Genomic DNA, 16,155 nt, shown 5'->3' with positions numbered 1-16,155 from the left:
GTCATTCACTGACACGCCCTGGCGCCGTCACTGACATTTCCATGTCGCTCGACAATCTCACCTCTTCTCATCGCACCTTCTCGTCAGCTCACCCGTCACCCTCCTTCTTCACACTTCCTACCCCTCATGCCAACTACCCAACAACCCAACACACCTATGCATTAGATAATGATCATGGCTCGGGTCCGGTACGCTGCGGCCGTGCTCCGCATCACGGCCGTGTCCGCCGGAGCGGTCGAGTACCTGTTGAAGGGCTCCGGCTGCGCCGAGCACGCGCACGCGCAGGAGCGCAACCAGGCGCCCGCTCAGGAGGTCGAGCAGGGCGCGGAGCGCACGCCGGATGCGGCGGGATACTTCCTGTCGGCACAGGAGCACGGTGAGGCCGCTGGGCGGTGGTACGGCAGCGGTTTGGGCATGCTCGGGATGGCCGCAGGGAGCGCGGCTACCGCCGACGACGTCCGCAAGATTTTCGGGGAGCTGCGGCACCCGGACACCGACGAGTTCCTGGGTCGGGCGCCGCGGCGGTTCAAGGACTACGACGCCCGGGTGGCTGCCGCGCTGGAGCGTGAGCCGGGTGCGACGCCCGAGCGGGTCAAGGAGATCCACGACGCCGCGCGCACCGACGGCCGCAAGGCCGTCGCCTACTACGACTTCACTTTCTCTCCTGTCAAGAGCGTCAGCGTCTACTACACGGCGTTGGTCGCCGCGGGTGCGCACGCCGAGGCGGAGACGGTGCTGCAAGCGCACCGCGAGGCCGTGGACGTGGCACTGGGCTACCTGGAGAAGCACGGCGCGTACGTGCGCACCGGCTACCACGGCAAGACGATGGGCGGCCGTTCTGTCGGCCGTTACGAGCGTGCGACTGGGCTCAACGTGATCAAGTTTGATCACTCCACCAGCCGCTCGAACGAGCCGCAGTTGCACTGCCACGCGGCGGTGCTGAACCGGGCTGAGACGGCCAGTGACGGTCAGATCAGGGCGTTGGACGCGAAGGGCTTCCGCCCGATCAAGGAGGCCGTGGCGGTCGCCTACGAGCGGGCGCTGGAGGACAAGCTGACCGCCGAGCTCGGGGTTGCGTTCGCCACCCGACCGGATGGCAAGGCGCGCGAGATTCTGGGTGTGGACCCGTCGCTGGTCGCCGAGGCGTCGAGCCGGCGCGCGCAGGTCGAGGAGCGCGCCGCGGAGCTGATCGAGGCGTACGTGGACCGGCACGGGCGCGAGCCGAGCCCGGCCGCGCGCAAGGCGATCGCGCAGATGGCGACGTTGGAGACCCGGCAGGCGAAGGGCCCGGAGGCCGGGCCGGCGGCGCTGCGGGCGTGGGGCGAGCAGCGCACGGCGCGGCTGGTCGAGATGCTGGATCAGGTCGACGCCGCGGCGGAGATGGTGGCGCGCGAGGGCCACCCGGACGCCCGGGTGATGCCGGACCAGGCCGACCGGGCGGCGATCCTGCGGGCCGCGGTCGAGGACGTGCAGTCGCGGTACCCGACGTGGACGTTGGGGAACCTGGTTGCGGCGGTGGACCGGCAGGTGCTGACGCTGCCGTGCACGCCGGAGGAGCGGCCGGCCTACATCGAGGAGATGGCCCGCGAGGCCCTGCATGCCGGGAACGATCTCGGGGTGCTTGTGCTGACCGCGGCGGACCCGGTGGACGTTCCGGTGGCGTTGCAGCGGTCCGAGGACGGCCGGCTGATCTACCGGCCGCACATCGACGAGGCGTACACCACCGAGGCGCACCTGGACACCGAGCGGCGCATCGTCGTCGGTGCCCGGCAGCTGACCGCGCCGGCCATCAGCGGGCCCGAGCTGGAGCTGCTGCGGGTCGAGCTCGCGGCGACCACGCTCACCGAGGACCAGCGGGCTGCGGTGCTCGGGGTGGTCTCTTCGGGTCGCGCCGGCGACGTGCTGATCGGGCCGGCGGGTACCGGCAAGTCCTTCACCGTGGCGACGCTGGCGAAGGTGTGGAGCGAGCACACCGGCGGCCGGGTGATGGGCTTGGCGACCTCGCAGCGCGCGACGGACGTGCTCAACGAGGAGGGCCTGGAGGCCATCAACACGACGCAGTTCCTGATGCGGTTCTCGCCGGACGCCGAGACCGGCGTGGCCCGGGACCAGGTGCGCGCCGGCGACCTGTTCGTGGTGGACGAGGCCGGGATGTCGGGGACGGTCGAGCTGGCCCGGATCAGTGCGCTGGTCGAGGCGGGTGGCGGGAAGCTGCTCTACACCGGTGACCATCACCAGCTCGCCGCGGTGCAGGCCGGCGGCATGCTGGACCTGCTCGCGACCGATAACGGCGCGTACGAGCTGGAGGCGGTGCGGCGGTTCCGGGCCGACTGGGAGAAGCAGGCCAGCATCCGGCTGCGGGTCGGTGACACGAGCGTCCTCGCGGAGTACGAGAACCGGGGCCGGCTGCAGGGCGGCACGGCCGAGCAGATGCAGGACGCCGCGGTGCGCGGCTACCTGGCCGACACCCTGGCCGGCCTGGACTCCCTGCTCATCGTCGGCGGCAACGAAGAAGCCGAAGACCTCTCCAGGCGCGTTCGGTCGGAGCTCGTCGCGCTCGGGCGAGTCAGCAACGAGACGTTGGCGACGGGCAAGGACGGCAACAGGATCGGCGTGGGCGACGTCATCCAGGCTCGTCGCAACGACTACAACATCGAGGTGCGCGGCGGGCGCGGCATGGTCGTCAACCGCGAGATCTACACCGTGCGCGGCGTCGACGAGCACGGCCGGCTCATCGCCGATACCCGCGATGGCGCGACGGCCTACCTGCCGCGCTCCTACGTGAACGAGCATGTAACGCTCGGCTACGCGGGCACGATTTACACCGCGCAGGGCCGAACCGTCGACACCTCCCACGACCTACTTGGGGTGCAGTCGACGCGCGAGGACGCCTACGTCGCCCTGACCCGCGGTCGGGAGCGCAACACGGCCTACCTGACCACCGAGCGGGCCCCGGACGCCCACGACGCCGAGCGGCTGGCCGTCGACCCGGTCACGGCCCTGTCGAACATCCTGGACAACTCCGACCCGGGCCGCGCGGCCGAGCTCGAGCACCGGTCCGCCGTCGAGGAGGGCCAGAGCCTTGCCTGGATCGGCACGCAGTGGGACCTCGTGGCCTCCGAATGGGCCGAGTACCGCTACAGCGACACCCTGGCCGGGCTGCTCGACGACGCCGCGGCGGTCGAGGCGGCGCAGGACGAGCACGGGTGGGGCCGGCTCATGCGCACGCTGCGCGAGGCCGAGCTGGCCGGCCACGACGTCGAGCAGGTGCTGACCACCGCGGTGAACGCCCGGAGCCTCGACGACGCCGACAGCGTGACCGACGTCCTGCGCTACCGGGTGCGGCTGCTGGTCGACCAGCGGCTGCCCGAGCAGCAGGTGGACGCCCGGGACTGGACGACGCTCGGGCCGCCGATCGAGGGCCCGGTGGGCCAGTGGCTGCACGAGATGGCCGTGCTGGCCACTGACCGGCAGTACGACCTCGGCGAGCAGGTGGCCGAGGAGCTGCCCCGGTGGGCCGTCGACCACCTGGGCACACCGCCGGCCGAGCCCAGCCAGCGTGAGGAGTGGGTGCGCCGGGCCGGGATCGTCGCCGCGTACCGCGAGCTCGCGGCGGTGCCCGCCGACCAGGTGTCGATCGGCGCCGCGCCAGCGCGTGAGCAGGAGTTCCGCCGCGCGCTGTGGCAGCAGGCCCACGCCGCCCTTGGGCGCCCGGTCGACGCGCTGGACCTGGCCACGGCCACCGACGCCGAGCTGCGCGAGGTCCGGGCCCGCTGGCAGCGTGAGCAGACCTGGGCGCCGGCGTTCGTCGCCGACGAGATGGCGGCCGCCTACACGGTGGCCGAGGGCTACCGGCAGGACGCGGCGATCTACGCCGCCGAGCTGGAGACCCTCGACGTCGACAGCCCGAACTACGAGTCGACCCGGCTCGACGTCGAGCGCGCCGAGCGGCTGGCCGTCGACTACACCGAGCGGGCCCGCCAGCTGGAGACCGTGCACGAGGCCCGCCAGCAGTGGGTCGCGGCGACCGAGGACGCCCGGGTGCGTGACCTGCTGGCCGGGGAGGAGCTGCAGCGCCGCGGCGTCGTCGAGCCGGCCCCGGCGGCCGCGGTCGAGCCCGAGCAGCTGGAGCTGTTCCGCATCACGACCGACTTCGAGCCGGCTACCGACCACGGCCGCCGGCCGGTCGAGCCGGTCGAGCACCAGGCCGTCGAGCTGCAGGAGGTAGAGCCGCGGCCGGGTGTCGAGGCCGAACCGGCGGAGTCGGTGGGCTGGTGGCAGCGGTGGCGCGACCAGATCGTCAGCCGGTTCCAGCCGGCCGAGGTCGAGCCGGCCGCCGAGGAGCTGGCCGGGGAGAAGGCCGAGCCGGCCACCGAGCGCGCGCCGGCCGAGCGGATCGAGGACCGGGCGGTGGACCGGACGGTGGAGCGGGCCGCGGCCGCCGACCGCGAGCGCGACGAGCGGGCCCTGGCCGAGCCCGACCGCGAGGACGAGAACCAGCTGGCGCTGTTCGAGCTCTCCGACGAGGACCGCGTGGGTGCGCAGCCGCTGCGCGTCGAGACCCCGGAGCGCGGCCAGGACGTCGAGCAGGGCCAGGACGACACCGAGGTGCGTGTCAGCCTGGCCGAGGCCCGGCAGCAGGCCCGTCTGGCGCAGGCGATCCGGGAGCAGCGCGAGGCCGGCAAGCTGGCCCGCATCGAGGAGCGCCGCCTTCAGGCCACGCAGGAGGTCGAGGCCGACCGGACCCGGCGAGACAAGGCCGAACGCGACCTGACCGCCCAGCAGACGGCCGAGCGGGCGCAGGAGCGGCGCAGCGAGCACGAGCGCGCCCGGCACGCGGAGGGCCCGCAGATCGAGCTGGTGCAGATGGAGCAGTCAGACGACCAGGGCCTGGACCTCGGCTACTGATCGGCGGCGCAGACGGACGGTGCGTCTGCCGACGGTGGACCGTCGACACTGGAGGGCCGTCGACGAGCACGGGTGGAAGCTGCTGCGATAGAACTGTGTCAGATTCTGTGACATAATCTGCGGCATGACGGTTGAGATGTACCGCAAGGCGGTGCCACTGACACAAGAAGAACTCGACGTCCTTGCGACCGTGCGCACCGAGGGAACCGCCCTGCACGGAGCACTCATCGACGTCGTGGGCGATGCTGCCCTGCGGTCTGAAGCGAGCACTCTTCACGCGCTCGTCGCACTCGGGCTCGCCCAGCTCAACGAGCGCGCGCTGGCCCAGGGCTACGCCCAACTCGCTGCCGAGGTCGACGACGAGGACCGTGCCTACCGCGCAGCGATGCGCCAGCGACGCCGCGAGAGCGCCGACGACTGATCGCACGATGCCCGACACCATTCCCGTCCGTGGACGGATCTACATGGCTGATCTCGGCCACGGACAGAAACCCTGGCTCGTCGTCAGCAACAACCAGCGCAACCGTGCGCTCGGGAATTTCCTGGCGCTCCGGATCACGACGACCCCCAAGCCGGCCATGCCCACGATCGTCGAACTCACCTCCGCCGACCCGCTCGTTGGTCGAGCGCTCTGCGACGACCTCACTCAGCTTTTCCGCGACGAAATTGTCCGCGACGTAGGGGCTGCGAGCCCGCAGACGATGGCCCGTGTCGCCGCCGGTATCCGCGCCGCGCTCGCGCTCCCCTGAACTCCCAGAAGCGGAGGGGCCGCAGATCGAGATCGTGCAGATGGAGCAGCCAGAAGACCAGAGCCTGGACCTCAGCTACTGATCAGCCGGCCCAGCGGCGACGGTGCGCCCGCTGACGTCGGGCGCGTTCGTCGCGGTGCATCTGCTCGATCGTCCGCAGCGTCTCCGGCAAGTCCTCCAGGCCGTTCTCACCACGTAGCGCCCGCGGAAGCCCAGCACGAGCCCGGAGCGCGTGCTGCTGACGCTGGTAGGCACGGACCACCGCGTCGGCTTCCACCCCGCGGGTCACGACCTCGCCGCAGATCCGCGAGGCGTTGTCGCGCTCGTCGCGGCTGTACGGCTTGCCGTCCGGCAGCAGCCCCGCGGGCATGATCATGGCCGGGCCCGGCCACACCAGGTCGCGCGCCTCCTGATCCCACGGCAGCTCGCCGTCGGACGGGATCGAGGCGTAATCCGGCTCGACCCACGGGCACTCGGACTCGGCGGCGGGCGCGGGCTGCTGCGCCGCGAACTGGCGCGCCAGGTAGTCGTCCGGGTCGTTCGGGTCGAAGTACCTCGGGGTGATGTCCACCGGCATGGTGGTGCCTCCTCCATGTCGGCGGTCACGGCACAACCCACGATGGTAGGGGCGCCCGCCGACGGTCGCGACCAAACGAGGTCTCCCGGGCACGAGTGCCGGGCTTGCTCGTCCTGGCCAGCACGCCGCTGACGAGCTGCTGGTCCAGGTGGAGCGCCCGCAGCGCAGCGAGGACGAACGACCTGGACCAGCAGTGAGCAGCGGGGATACTCGGCCGCGGGGGCGAGCCCGGTGACGTCACCAAACCCTGCACACGCAGCAGGCCCCCGGGCTCTCGGAGCCGGGGGCCTGCTGCTCGTTGTTGGGGGTCTGGCGGGGGCTCAGCCTGCCTCTCCCTCGTCGTCGGCGTCGGCGTCGGGATCGGTTGTGGCCGCGGCCGCGGCCGCGGCGCGCTGGGCCAGGGCGTCGTCCCGCTCGCGCCGCCACGCCAGGTCGGCCCGCATGGCCTCGCTGAAGTAGGGGCCCCAGTAGTCGGGCCGGATCGTCTCCTGGCCTGCCGAGCGGGCGGCCCGGGTGTGCGCCGGCTCCACGTGCTGCGGCTGCGCGTACGAGCGAGCAGCCCGGGCCGCCGCCGACTCCGCGTACTGCTGCTGGGGGTACGGGTTCGGGTAGGGCGAGGTCCCGCCGGCGGCGGGCCCGCGCGCTTCCTGCTGGGCGGCGTCGAGCTCGTCGACGAGGTGCTGGCCCGGTCCGCCCGGTACGGCACGGCACTGCTTCGGCAGGATGTGCTGCTCGACCTTGGCCAGCGCCGCGTCGAGCCAGCGGGTGTTCCACTCGGCGGCCTGGTTGGGGTGGCTCAGCGGCAGGTACGCCTCTGCGTGGCTGGTGCTCAGCCAGGCCACCTGGAGGAACGCGGGGCGGTGCAGGGCCCAGCGGTCCGGCAGCTGGGCCCGCGTCACCTGGTACCAGCCGCCCAGGACGCTGTGCACCCAGTCGCCCAGCTTGATCCATTCGGTCTCGGCCTCGGCCGCCGACATGGCGAACCAGTCCACCGGCGGGTTGTCCGCCGCCGCCTTGGCGGTGGCCAGCTCCTCGACGACGCCGCGCACGGTGAGGAGGTCGCGTTGGACGTCGAGCAGCTGCGGGGCGAACTCGGCGACGGTGCCGGCCAGGTCGCCCACCGTGGTGCGGAGCCGGCCGACGTCGCCGCGGACCTTGCGCACGTCCTCGGCGAGGTCGACCAGCTGCCGCGAGCGGGCCGGCGTCCCCCTGTTCGCCGGCCCGCCGTCAGGTGCGTTGCTCATGTGACCGCGCCGGCCTCGCCGGCGGTGGGCTCGGCGCCGATCTGCGGCAGGTCGCGGTCGGCGGCGGCGCGGCGGAGCTTGCGGTGGATGCGGCGGGCCCGCTTGTAGCCGGGCTCGAACTTCACCACGACGGCGCGCGGCCCGAGGCCGAGGACGTAGGCGTGCCACGGCGGCAGCCCGTAGATCGTCTCGCCGCTGATCACCGGCTCGGTGGTGGTGTGGCGGGTGGTGCTCACCGACCGCCGGCTCAGTAGGCCGTCGCCGTCCTGGACCGACTCGCCGCTGGAGACCTTCTGCACCCGGCGCTTCCCGGCAAGGTAGGCCAGCTCCTCCAGGTCGTCCTTGCCCGCCACACCGGGGAGGATGACCTTGGTCGGCAGGTTCGCATAGATCGTCTTGGCGCGGTCCGGGCCCCACGTGGTGCGCAGCTGCGCGAGGTCCTGGACCACGGCGGTGACCTCGATGCCCCAGCCGCGCGAGTCCGCCGCCCACTTGTCGAGCGGGACGGGCGTGGTCTGGGCGACCTCGTCGAGGATCATCGCCAGCCCGTTGGGCAGGCGCCCGCCCTTGCAGGTCGACGCGACGATCTTCGCCTGCCGGAACACGTGCTCGGTCAGCGCGGTGATCAGCGGCGAGAGCCGCTTGTCGTCCCCGGCGATCACGAACAGTGCGCCGCCGTTGAGGAAGTCCACGATGTCGAAGTTCTGCGAGGGCGACGGCCGGCAGGCCGCGGCCACGGTCGGGTTGTCCATGAACCCGACGCACGAGACCACGGTGGCGAAGTAGCCGGTGCGGGTGTTGTGGCTGGCCGCCAGGTGGGTCTTGAGCGTGCCGACCCACGCGGCTGGCGCCCGGTTCGGGCTTGCCTCGAGGATTCCGACCGGCGTCGGGTCGTCGGGCTGGGTGGCCCAGTAGTGGACGGCGCCCATGTCGTAGCCGGCCAGGGCCGCGGCCATCAGGTAGCAGCGGATGATCTCCTGGGCCTTCTGGGCCCAGAAGTCGGAGCGGTCGACTCCGGAGGCGCCGCCGCCGCCGCGGACCAGCGCCCACGCCTGCGCGTCGGCGACGGCCTGGTCGTGGCAGCCCTGCACCGGGTCCCACGCGAACGACGAGCCCAGGCCGCCGATGTTGGCCGGGTTGAAGATGTGCACCGGGCCGCGCTCTGCGCGCGCGGCCGCGGCCATGACGGCCAGCTCGGGCTTGGTCGAGCTGACGTAGACCCCGCCCGGGAAGTCGAACACCTTGTGGATGATCAGTGACGACTTGCCGGAGCCCTGCGGGCCCACCACGATCGTGCCGCGCGAGTGCGGGCTGTAGACGCGCTGGCCGCGCATCCAGGCAGGCCCGGAGACGACCTTGCCGATGAGGTTGGCGTACTGGGTCACCGGCCAGCGGCGCAGCGGGCCGTCGGGGCGGGCGGGCAGCTCGGGCCGGATGAACTCGGCCTGCCGGCGCATCGCCGAGCCGCCGGCCGACTCCTTGAGGTCGTACCGGTTGAGCCAGCCGCCCTCGCCGAGCTCGCGCTGGAGGCGCTTGTGCGGCATGTGCCACCACCGGTTGTGCGCGATCGCGCCGGCCACGAGCAGGGCGCTCGTGGTGTAGCCGATCGCGGTCACCTCGCCGATGGTGGCGAGCGCGGCGGCGTCGTGGAAGGGCAGGGCGTCGATCCCGGCGGTCAGCCCGCCGGCGGCGAGACCCAGGCCGCCGGCCTTGATCTCCTTGCGTCGTGCATCCTTGTCCGTGGACATGGGAGGTCACTTCTCCTCGTGTCTAGCGGCAGGGGTGGGAGGGCAATTCCTGCCTCTGCCGCGCTGCGTGGCTGGTCCTGGGTGGACCCTGCCGAGGTCGAGTACTTCTCAGCGTCGCACTCGACCCCGACAGGCAACATCCAGTTCTCGGATTTGCAGGTGCGATCAGGCCGTGAGGGCCGCCGCTCGCGCGTTGATCTCCGCGCGCACCGCGGCCGCGTTCGTCTTGCTCACGCGGAAGTAGCTGGCGATCTTCGAGGTCGACGGCGCGACCTCGCCGGGCTTGTTGTCCTGGGACGGCGCGACGAGCTCGTGGGCCAGGGCCCACTCCACGATCACCACGAGGTCGCGCAGTTCGGAGCGGTCGGCCTCGGCGTGGAGCTTGGTCAGGATCTGCGCGTCACCGCGGGAGATCCGGTCGTGGATCAGCAGCACCGCCGCGACCAGCACCGGAGCCCATCCGGTGCGCACCACGCCCATGAGGTCCCCCGCCGCGATCGAGGGGCCGGCCGCCGCGATCAGCGACGCAAGCAGCAAGCCGGCCTTGACCAGCCAGGCCCGCCGGGTGTCGGCGTCGTCGCGGACGATGCCGGCGAGCGCCGCGCGGGCGTCGTGGCGCATCAGCGCCATGAGGGCCACCGAGGCCAGGGCCTCCAGCCCCAGCGAGAGCCACCACAGCGGGTCGGAGCGGTCGCCGCTGGGCACAAAGTTGTGCTGCACGACGAACCCCGTGTACGCGAGTCCCACGACCATGAGCGCGATCAGGAGGTTGCTCCACAGCGTCGCCGACCGGATGTGCGTCGCGGTCCGGGCGTCGAGGCTGGTCAGCCGCTTGCGGACCCGCTGGGCCCGCAGGTGCCAGCGCTGATCACTGGTCGTCGCGTTGCGGTCGCGGACGTCGGCGCGCTCGTCGAGCCACCGCCGCCAGCTGCCCCGCCGGTCCCGCCACTTCCGGGCCCGCAGCTCCCGCGTGACCTTCCACTTCGTGTACTCGCGGTCGAGCTCGCGCCCGAGCTGCACTACCTCGCGCTCGGCGTCGACCTCAGCGGGCGTCATGTGCTCGATGAGCGCCCGGCGGGCGGTCAGCTTCACGACGTCCTCGGCGACCTCCACGCGCTCGCTCAGCGCCCGTACGACCGCCCTCGGGTCGTCGTCCTCGCGGTCCGGCACCGGCCGGTCCACGACGTCCAAGGGCGCGGTGTCCTCCATCTGGCGCACGTAGTCCCCGGCGCCGGCTACCTGGCTCGCCTGCGTGGTCGTGTCCGACGCAGGGCTCAGGGTCGTACCATTGGTGCTGGACATCCTCATCCAATCTGTGGTGTGTCCGATTCGCCCCGGCCGGTGTTCGCCCACCGCGCCGGGGTTTTTCGTGCTGGTCAGAGGGTCATTCCTCCGGCGGGAGCAGGCCCCGCCGGTCCAGGTACTCGTCGACCATCTGGTCGAAGACCGCCTGCCACGTCGAGCCGTACTGCCGCCGGTAGAGATCGAGCGCCTTCCGGCGATCGCCGCGAATGCGCTGGTTGAACTGCACCCGCGGGATCGGGTCCCGAGCTGGCGGTGGTGGTGCTTGATCCAGCGTTGGGCTGGCCACTCCGGTCTCCTTCGCGTTGTCGGTCTCCATGATCCTATCATGGTTGCTAGGTTCATAGCTAGCAGATTGTTTCTGCTGATCCCCGCGTTCTTGGGGGTCCGGCTCGGCTAGACCTCGCGCCACTGGAACCTTCCTGCCGCATCGTTGTAACTGGTTGATCGGTTCTCGCGCGCGTACGCGCGTACGCGCGCGAGGCGCTCCCGTCAACCCGGTGGAGTCAGGCCGGCCGCCTTCCACACCACGGCGGGGATCGTCTCCACGGGCATTCCGGCGCGGCGTGCCGCGGCGTCGAGGCTGGCGCGCAGCGCACCGGGCGGGGCGCCGGCTCGTCGAGCTGCGGCGAGCCTGGTCAGCCAGACGTCCCTCCGCTCGCGCTCTCGGCGGAGGGCCGCGCCGTAGGCCAGCGCTTGATCGTGCGCGACCTTGACCGCCGAGGCCACTGCCGCCGGGTTGAGGGGGCCGGCTGCCTCTGCAGACCAGGGGCGGTGCTCCGTGCTCGGAGCGTCCGGTACCCGCGCCGGTTCTGCGGCTGGCGCTGGCAGCTCGGGCACCGGTGTGGGCGAGGCGCCCGCCGCCGCATCGTCGCTGGTCTCCGGCACCGGGACCGGGTCCGCGGGCGTGCGTTTCGGTGGCGGCGGCCGCCGGTGCCGGCGCTTGGATTGCTCGGCCTTGGCGTCGAGCGCGTCGAGCCCGTTAGCCGGCATGCTCGATCACCGCCCCGGCCACCGCGGTGAGCTCGCGCACGACCGGCGTCGTGCGCCGGCTGTAGGTCGGGGCGGCCGTGATGACCGTCCGCAGCTTGCGGGTTCGCAGCCAGCCGTACGTCGAGATCATCGGGCCCACCGCGACGCTGTAGCGGTCGGCCAGCTCGCGCAGCCGCCGGCGCTCGGCCGCCGGCGGCGTCGAGGGAATCCAGTTCGGCACGAGCAGGATCGGGTAGCCCACCAGCTCCCGGAGCGCGCCTTCCAGGGCGTTGAGCTCGCGGGTTCCGAGGACCACGGGCATCACGATGAGGTCGGCGGCGCCGACCGCGCCCAGCGTCGAGTCCGACCCGCCGGGGTGCGTGTCGGCCACGACGCCCCGGTTCCAGTCCTGGGACCAGCGGGAAAGCAGTTTCGCCAGCCGCTCGGGGTCCGGTTGGTTCACCGCGAAGTCGGGGTGGCACGGCACGAGGTCGGGACGTCGTCCCGATCGCTTGGGCCGCGGCGGCTTCTCGGTCTCCAGGGCGTCGAGCAGCGGGATCCGGGCGAACCGGTCGTGATGTTGCCCGAGTGCGGTGGAGGCGTTGCCGTCGTCCCAGTCCAGATCGACCAGCACGGCGTCGAGCAGCCAGGCGAGCTCCATCGCCACGAAAGTCTTGCCGATGCCGCCCTTGGCCGACATCACGGTGACGACCTTGCGGGCCAGCCGCTGCGCGCCCAGCTCGCGCAGCCGTCGGACCAGCGCCGATAGCTCGTCCTGTTCGGCCAGCGCCGCCGAAAGGGTCATGTTCGCCATCGTCTCAACTCCAGGCCCTCCGATCCCGCGCGAACTCCCGGCGGTTCGCCGGGGCATCGTCGCAGGTGAACGTACTGGTCGCGCGGCGCACCTGCGTACGTACGCGCGTGCTCGTGTACGCGCGTACTCGCGCACGTGCGCGCGTACACGAGCACGCGAGGCCGCAGTTTTGCAAGTGCGAAGCATTCATTCTTTTGAGTAGCCCTCGGCGTGTCTTGCGTTTCTCATCCCAGGAAAACCGATAGAACGTGCGGCATGAAGGGCAGCTCAAAGGTTGGCCGTGGCCGGCCCCGCAGGTGGGACCCGGCCAACTACAAGACCTTGCGAACGAGGTTGACGCTGGACCTGGCGGCGGCCACCGCGGACGAGGCCGCTCGGCGTGGCATGACCATGCAGGACTTCGTCGGCGAACTCATCAGCGAGGCCACGGGCGTGCCCTACGACCCGCAGGGAGGGCTGCCGCTGAGCGCCTGAACGACGAAAGCGCCCCACCGGAGCTCCCAACTCCGGTGAAGCGCTTCTAGCCGCTAACTGAACATCCGCACACGCACACCGAGCGCCATTCTCTTGGCGGAGTCCCCGGCCCTCGGTGCGCACTTTCGTGTCCCTGAAACTGGAGCCACCATAGCAACCCGGCCCCGGTTCGGCCCAGCATTGCCCGCTCACGACACGCGGGCGCCGGCGGCCGCGCCGATCTCCCCAACGCCCGTACCTGCCGATCTGCTGTGCGCCAGCTGTGGCCGTACGCCCGGCATCGCGCGGGCGACGCCGCTGCGCTCGGTGCACTGCGGCCCCTGCTGGGCGGTGTTCGGCGGGTCGCCCGACGCCGTCGACATCGGGCCGGCCCCGATGGAGGCCCTGGGGTCTCGCGACCCCCGAGACCAGCGGGAATGGCTCGCCAGCCTGACCGCCGAGCCGTGGCTGGGCCAGCTGCGCCGCGACGCCCGCGCCCGCGTGCTGGCCCTGGTGCGCGAGCTGATGCTGCGCGCGAACTGGGACAGCTGGGAGTCCTGGCCGGGCTGGGACCGGCTCATGGACGTGACCGGGTGGGCCCGGTCGACGCTGGCCGGCTGGCTGCGTCAGCTTCGCCTGCTGGGCTGGCTGTCGCTGATCGAGTCCGGCAGCACCGCGGCGTTCCGCCCGATGGCCCTTGCCCACGTCGAGGGCAACCGCCGCGCCGTCTACGCGCTGCGGGTGCCGGCACTGCACCGCGCCGGCGCACCCCGCGAGGCCGGCCCGGTCCCGGCCCGGCCGGAGCTGGAGACCGTCACCGCGGCCGCCGCCGGCGACGTCGCGGCGTTCCCGTTCCCCCCGTCGGACCAGCACGAACACGTCGGCGGAGAGCAAACCTGGACCCCTACGGGTTTCTTTGGTTCTTCTTCTGAGGTTGATCAGGAGGTTTCTTCACGCGCGAGCGAGGTTTTCCACAATTCGCAGGTCAGGGCGCCGGTTCGGCCCAACGATGAGGCCCTTCGGGCCCGCCTTGACAGGGGATGGCTCGCGTTCGCGGGCACGTCGCCGACCAGCGAGGCCCAGATGCTCGCTGCGGCGGCTGAGTTGCGCCGTCAGGAGCCGATCCTGGCCCGATTGACCATCCGGGGGGTCCGGGCGCTCTGCCGCCCGTACTGGGCCGCTGGGTGGGCAAACGACGACGTCCGCCACGCGCTGTGGTTCCGCCCGTCGAGCTGGTCGCGGTTGCCGGCGATGGCGCTAGCCCGGATCGTTGCGCCGTACCGGTGGGCGGCCTCGCGCCTGGCCGCGTGGCGCACCGACGCTGGCCGGGTCCTGCCTGGTCACCACAGCGGCCAGCAGCCCCGAGCGGGCGCCTCAGCGGCCCGTGAGCGGGCCGTGGTGGCCCGCTGGGGCCGTGGCGGGCTGGAGGCCATGCCCGCCGGCGCCGATCGGCTCTGCGCGGCCGACGTGCGCCGCTACGGCCGGGCCCAGGTCGACGCCGCGGCGCAGATCCTGCGCCGGCGCCGGGCGGCCGAGCTCGCCGACGACCGCGACGCGATCCGCCCGCCGGCCGACGTCGCCGGCGCCGACCACGTGCGCGAGGTCGCCGACCGGTGGCGCGCTGAGCAGCGCGCCGAGCGCGAGCGCCGCCGCGACGTCGACCGCCAGCAGCTGCTCGACCAGGCCCGCGCCGCGGCCGCTGAGCTCGCGGCCGGCGCCGAGCGCGGGCAGGACCAGGCCGTCGTCAACGCGATCGCCTGGACCCCGCCGGGACCAGCACAGACACCGCAGGAACGCCACGCGCTCGCGCTGGCCCGAGCCCGCGCGGAGGGCCGTAGCCCAGGAGCCGGCCGACGTCGCCGGGTGCGGTGGTGACCGGCTCGCGGCGCGGCGGCTGTGAGTCGGTGGTGGGTGCGGTGGCCCGAGGGGGGTGGTCTCTCCTCCCTTCGCCGCTGCGACGGTGCCCGGGAACCTGCTGGTCCGCCAGGCCCTCCGCTGCGCTCCGGCCGCTCCGCGGTCGCCTGCGGCGAGCCCGGCACACCAACAGAACCCCAGGCAAGACCCGTCGCGCCGAAGCGAGGAGAGACCACGATCACCAGCGGGTGGCGGCTGCCTCGCGCACCAGTTGGGAGCACTGCCGCCGGCCCTCACGGGCCGGACCCTCCGGGGGCCGGGCGCTGCCCGGACCCGGCCTCTCTCGGAGAGCCCTCAACAACCCAGAACCCGCGCGGACCAGCCTGAATAGATTGACACTTAAGCGTCAAAATCTGCTAGACTGAGGTCACCCGGAACGAACCGAAGGAGCCTCCACGATGACGACCGCGGCGCCCGAGCAGACGATCACTGAGCGCCTGGTCTCGGCGCTCACGGCCGCGTGGCGGGCGATCCAGGGTGAGCACCCGGAGGTTCCCGACGTCGTGCTGACTCTCGGGTCGGGCACGCTCGGCAAGCGCGGCGGGGAGACGACGTTGGGCCACTTCGCCGCCGGTCGGTGGCAGCTGGCCGACGCGGGGGAGGGTGACCAGGGGCTGCACGAGCTGTTCGTGTCCGGCGAGGGCCTGCGCCGCGGCGCGGCCGAGGTGCTCGCGACGTTGCTGCATGAGGCCGCGCACGGCCTGGCCGCGGCCCGGGGCGTCGTCGACACCTCGCGGCAGGGCCGCTACCACAACAAGCGGTTCAAGGCGCTGGGCGAGGAGCTGGGCCTGGTCATCACCGAGGCCGGGACGCTGGGCTGGTCCGGGACGGCGCTGGGGCCGCAGGCCCAGGAGCGCTACGCCGACGTGCTCGACCAGCTGGCGGCCGCGATGACGGCCTTCCGGCGGGCCGAGGTGGCCGGCCTGCCCGGCAAGTCCAAGAGCAAGAACCTTCTGGTCGCCGAGTGCGCGTGCCCGCGCAAGATCAGGGTGGCCCGCTCGACCCTCGACGTCGCACCGATCACGTGCGGGGCGTGCGGCAAGCAGTTCACCGCTCCGGACGACGACGAGGACGGTGCGGAAGACAGCGCCGACGAGTAGAGTCCCGTTGTGCCGCAAGGCATGCCGGGACCGACCGCCTGACGGTCGCCCCCCGGGCAACAACCACAGACAGACCCTCGACGAGGCCCCTTGCCAGCGCGACCGGCAGGGGGCCTTCTCGTGCGCGCATTAGCTGTCACTTAAGTGTCAAACATATAGTATCGTTCAATACAATACTAAAATACGATACAATACAGTTGACGAAACGATACGAAACATGGGAGGATGTACGCATGACGACGACCCCGCCCGAGACCCCCGCCAGCGCCGACGCGGTGGCCGAGCCGGCTGCCTGGCCCGACCCGTCGGAGCGGGGGCGCTGCTGGTTCCGGGGCTGTCCGAACGAGGTCCCGCAACCGGTAGGGGGTGGCCGA

General features: G+C 72.2%; 13 protein-coding genes. 6 read left to right on the top strand and 7 right to left on the bottom strand.

Annotated features, from left to right (window positions below; all coding sequences use genetic code 11):
- Window positions 1-201 precede the first annotated feature (201 nt).
- The 3 genes from mobF (at window position 202) to TOK_RS16470 (ending at window position 5,657) form a co-directional block, all read left to right on the top strand.
- Window positions 202-4,908 carry a MobF family relaxase gene (gene mobF, locus TOK_RS16480; RefSeq protein WP_172457601.1) on the top strand — a complete coding sequence of 1,569 codons (4,707 nt, stop codon included), beginning with the start codon at window positions 202-204 and terminating at the stop codon, window positions 4,906-4,908.
- A 124-nt stretch (window positions 4,909-5,032) separates the two neighbouring features.
- Complete coding sequence (locus TOK_RS16475) at window positions 5,033-5,329, top strand: hypothetical protein (RefSeq protein ID WP_141566422.1); 297 nt, start codon at window positions 5,033-5,035, stop codon at window positions 5,327-5,329.
- A 7-nt stretch (window positions 5,330-5,336) separates the two neighbouring features.
- Window positions 5,337-5,657, top strand: coding sequence for a type II toxin-antitoxin system PemK/MazF family toxin (locus TOK_RS16470; protein WP_098958771.1), 321 nt, complete (start codon window positions 5,337-5,339; stop codon window positions 5,655-5,657).
- An 82-nt stretch (window positions 5,658-5,739) separates the two neighbouring features.
- On the opposite strand, the gene TOK_RS16465 is transcribed toward TOK_RS16470, so the two are convergent.
- From TOK_RS16465 to TOK_RS16440, 7 genes are all read right to left on the bottom strand, one after another.
- Entirely contained in the window at window positions 5,740-6,234 is a 495-nt protein-coding gene (locus TOK_RS16465; protein ID WP_098958770.1) for a hypothetical protein, read from the bottom strand.
- A gap of 320 nt (window positions 6,235-6,554) precedes the next feature.
- Window positions 6,555-7,478 (bottom strand): hypothetical protein, encoded by a 924-nt coding sequence (locus tag TOK_RS16460; protein WP_098958769.1) that lies wholly within the window; start codon window positions 7,476-7,478, stop codon window positions 6,555-6,557.
- Window positions 7,475-9,226 (bottom strand): type IV secretory system conjugative DNA transfer family protein, encoded by a 1,752-nt coding sequence (locus TOK_RS16455; RefSeq protein WP_098958768.1) that lies wholly within the window; start codon window positions 9,224-9,226, stop codon window positions 7,475-7,477. The genes TOK_RS16460 and TOK_RS16455 overlap by 4 nt, the downstream gene beginning before the upstream one ends.
- Window positions 9,227-9,391: 165 nt before the next feature.
- A complete protein-coding gene (locus TOK_RS16450) occupies window positions 9,392-10,528 on the bottom strand; it encodes a hypothetical protein (RefSeq protein WP_141566421.1) in 1,137 nt (378 codons plus the stop codon).
- An 82-nt stretch (window positions 10,529-10,610) separates the two neighbouring features.
- Window positions 10,611-10,847 (bottom strand): hypothetical protein, encoded by a 237-nt coding sequence (locus TOK_RS31745; protein ID WP_141566420.1) that lies wholly within the window; start codon window positions 10,845-10,847, stop codon window positions 10,611-10,613.
- 173 nt (window positions 10,848-11,020) lie between these two features.
- Complete coding sequence (locus TOK_RS16445) at window positions 11,021-11,257, bottom strand: hypothetical protein (protein WP_098958766.1); 237 nt, start codon at window positions 11,255-11,257, stop codon at window positions 11,021-11,023.
- 253 nt (window positions 11,258-11,510) lie between these two features.
- Complete coding sequence (locus TOK_RS16440; protein WP_098958765.1) at window positions 11,511-12,305, bottom strand: ParA family protein; 795 nt, start codon at window positions 12,303-12,305, stop codon at window positions 11,511-11,513.
- Window positions 12,306-12,569: 264 nt separating this feature from the next.
- Between TOK_RS16440 and TOK_RS16435 the strand changes: the two genes are divergently transcribed.
- The 3 genes from TOK_RS16435 to TOK_RS16425 all read left to right on the top strand — a co-directional run bounded on the left by TOK_RS16435 (window position 12,570) and on the right by TOK_RS16425 (window position 15,781).
- Window positions 12,570-12,788, top strand: a complete 219-nt coding sequence (locus TOK_RS16435) for a hypothetical protein (RefSeq protein WP_098958764.1) — start codon at window positions 12,570-12,572, stop codon at window positions 12,786-12,788.
- Window positions 12,789-13,094: 306 nt separating this feature from the next.
- Entirely contained in the window at window positions 13,095-14,642 is a 1,548-nt protein-coding gene (locus tag TOK_RS16430) for a hypothetical protein (protein WP_098958763.1), read from the top strand.
- Between the two features lie 437 nt (window positions 14,643-15,079).
- Window positions 15,080-15,781, top strand: a complete 702-nt coding sequence (locus tag TOK_RS16425) for a hypothetical protein (RefSeq protein WP_098958762.1) — start codon at window positions 15,080-15,082, stop codon at window positions 15,779-15,781.
- Window positions 15,782-16,155: the final 374 nt, after the last annotated feature.

It is taken from the genome of Pseudonocardia sp. N23 (assembly GCF_002583555.1).
GTDB lineage: Bacteria > Actinomycetota > Actinomycetes > Mycobacteriales > Pseudonocardiaceae > Pseudonocardia.
The sequence above is the reverse complement of the archived record's forward strand: the minus strand, read 5'-3'. Positions and strand labels throughout refer to the sequence as shown.

Coding starts and splice junctions, on each gene's coding strand:
- TOK_RS16475 (WP_141566422.1), top strand. CDS start 5,033: ATGACGGTTGAGATGTACCGCAAGGCGGTGCCACTGACACAAGAAGAA.
- TOK_RS16470 (WP_098958771.1), top strand. CDS start 5,337: ATGCCCGACACCATTCCCGTCCGTGGACGGATCTACATGGCTGATCTC.
- TOK_RS16465 (WP_098958770.1), bottom strand. CDS start 6,234: ATGCCGGTGGACATCACCCCGAGGTACTTCGACCCGAACGACCCGGAC.
- TOK_RS16460 (WP_098958769.1), bottom strand. CDS start 7,478: ATGAGCAACGCACCTGACGGCGGGCCGGCGAACAGGGGGACGCCGGCC.
- TOK_RS16455 (WP_098958768.1), bottom strand. CDS start 9,226: ATGTCCACGGACAAGGATGCACGACGCAAGGAGATCAAGGCCGGCGGC.
- TOK_RS16450 (WP_141566421.1), bottom strand. CDS start 10,528: ATGTCCAGCACCAATGGTACGACCCTGAGCCCTGCGTCGGACACGACC.
- TOK_RS31745 (WP_141566420.1), bottom strand. CDS start 10,847: ATGGAGACCGACAACGCGAAGGAGACCGGAGTGGCCAGCCCAACGCTG.
- TOK_RS16440 (WP_098958765.1), bottom strand. CDS start 12,305: ATGACCCTTTCGGCGGCGCTGGCCGAACAGGACGAGCTATCGGCGCTG.
- TOK_RS16435 (WP_098958764.1), top strand. CDS start 12,570: ATGAAGGGCAGCTCAAAGGTTGGCCGTGGCCGGCCCCGCAGGTGGGAC.
- TOK_RS16425 (WP_098958762.1), top strand. CDS start 15,080: ATGACGACCGCGGCGCCCGAGCAGACGATCACTGAGCGCCTGGTCTCG.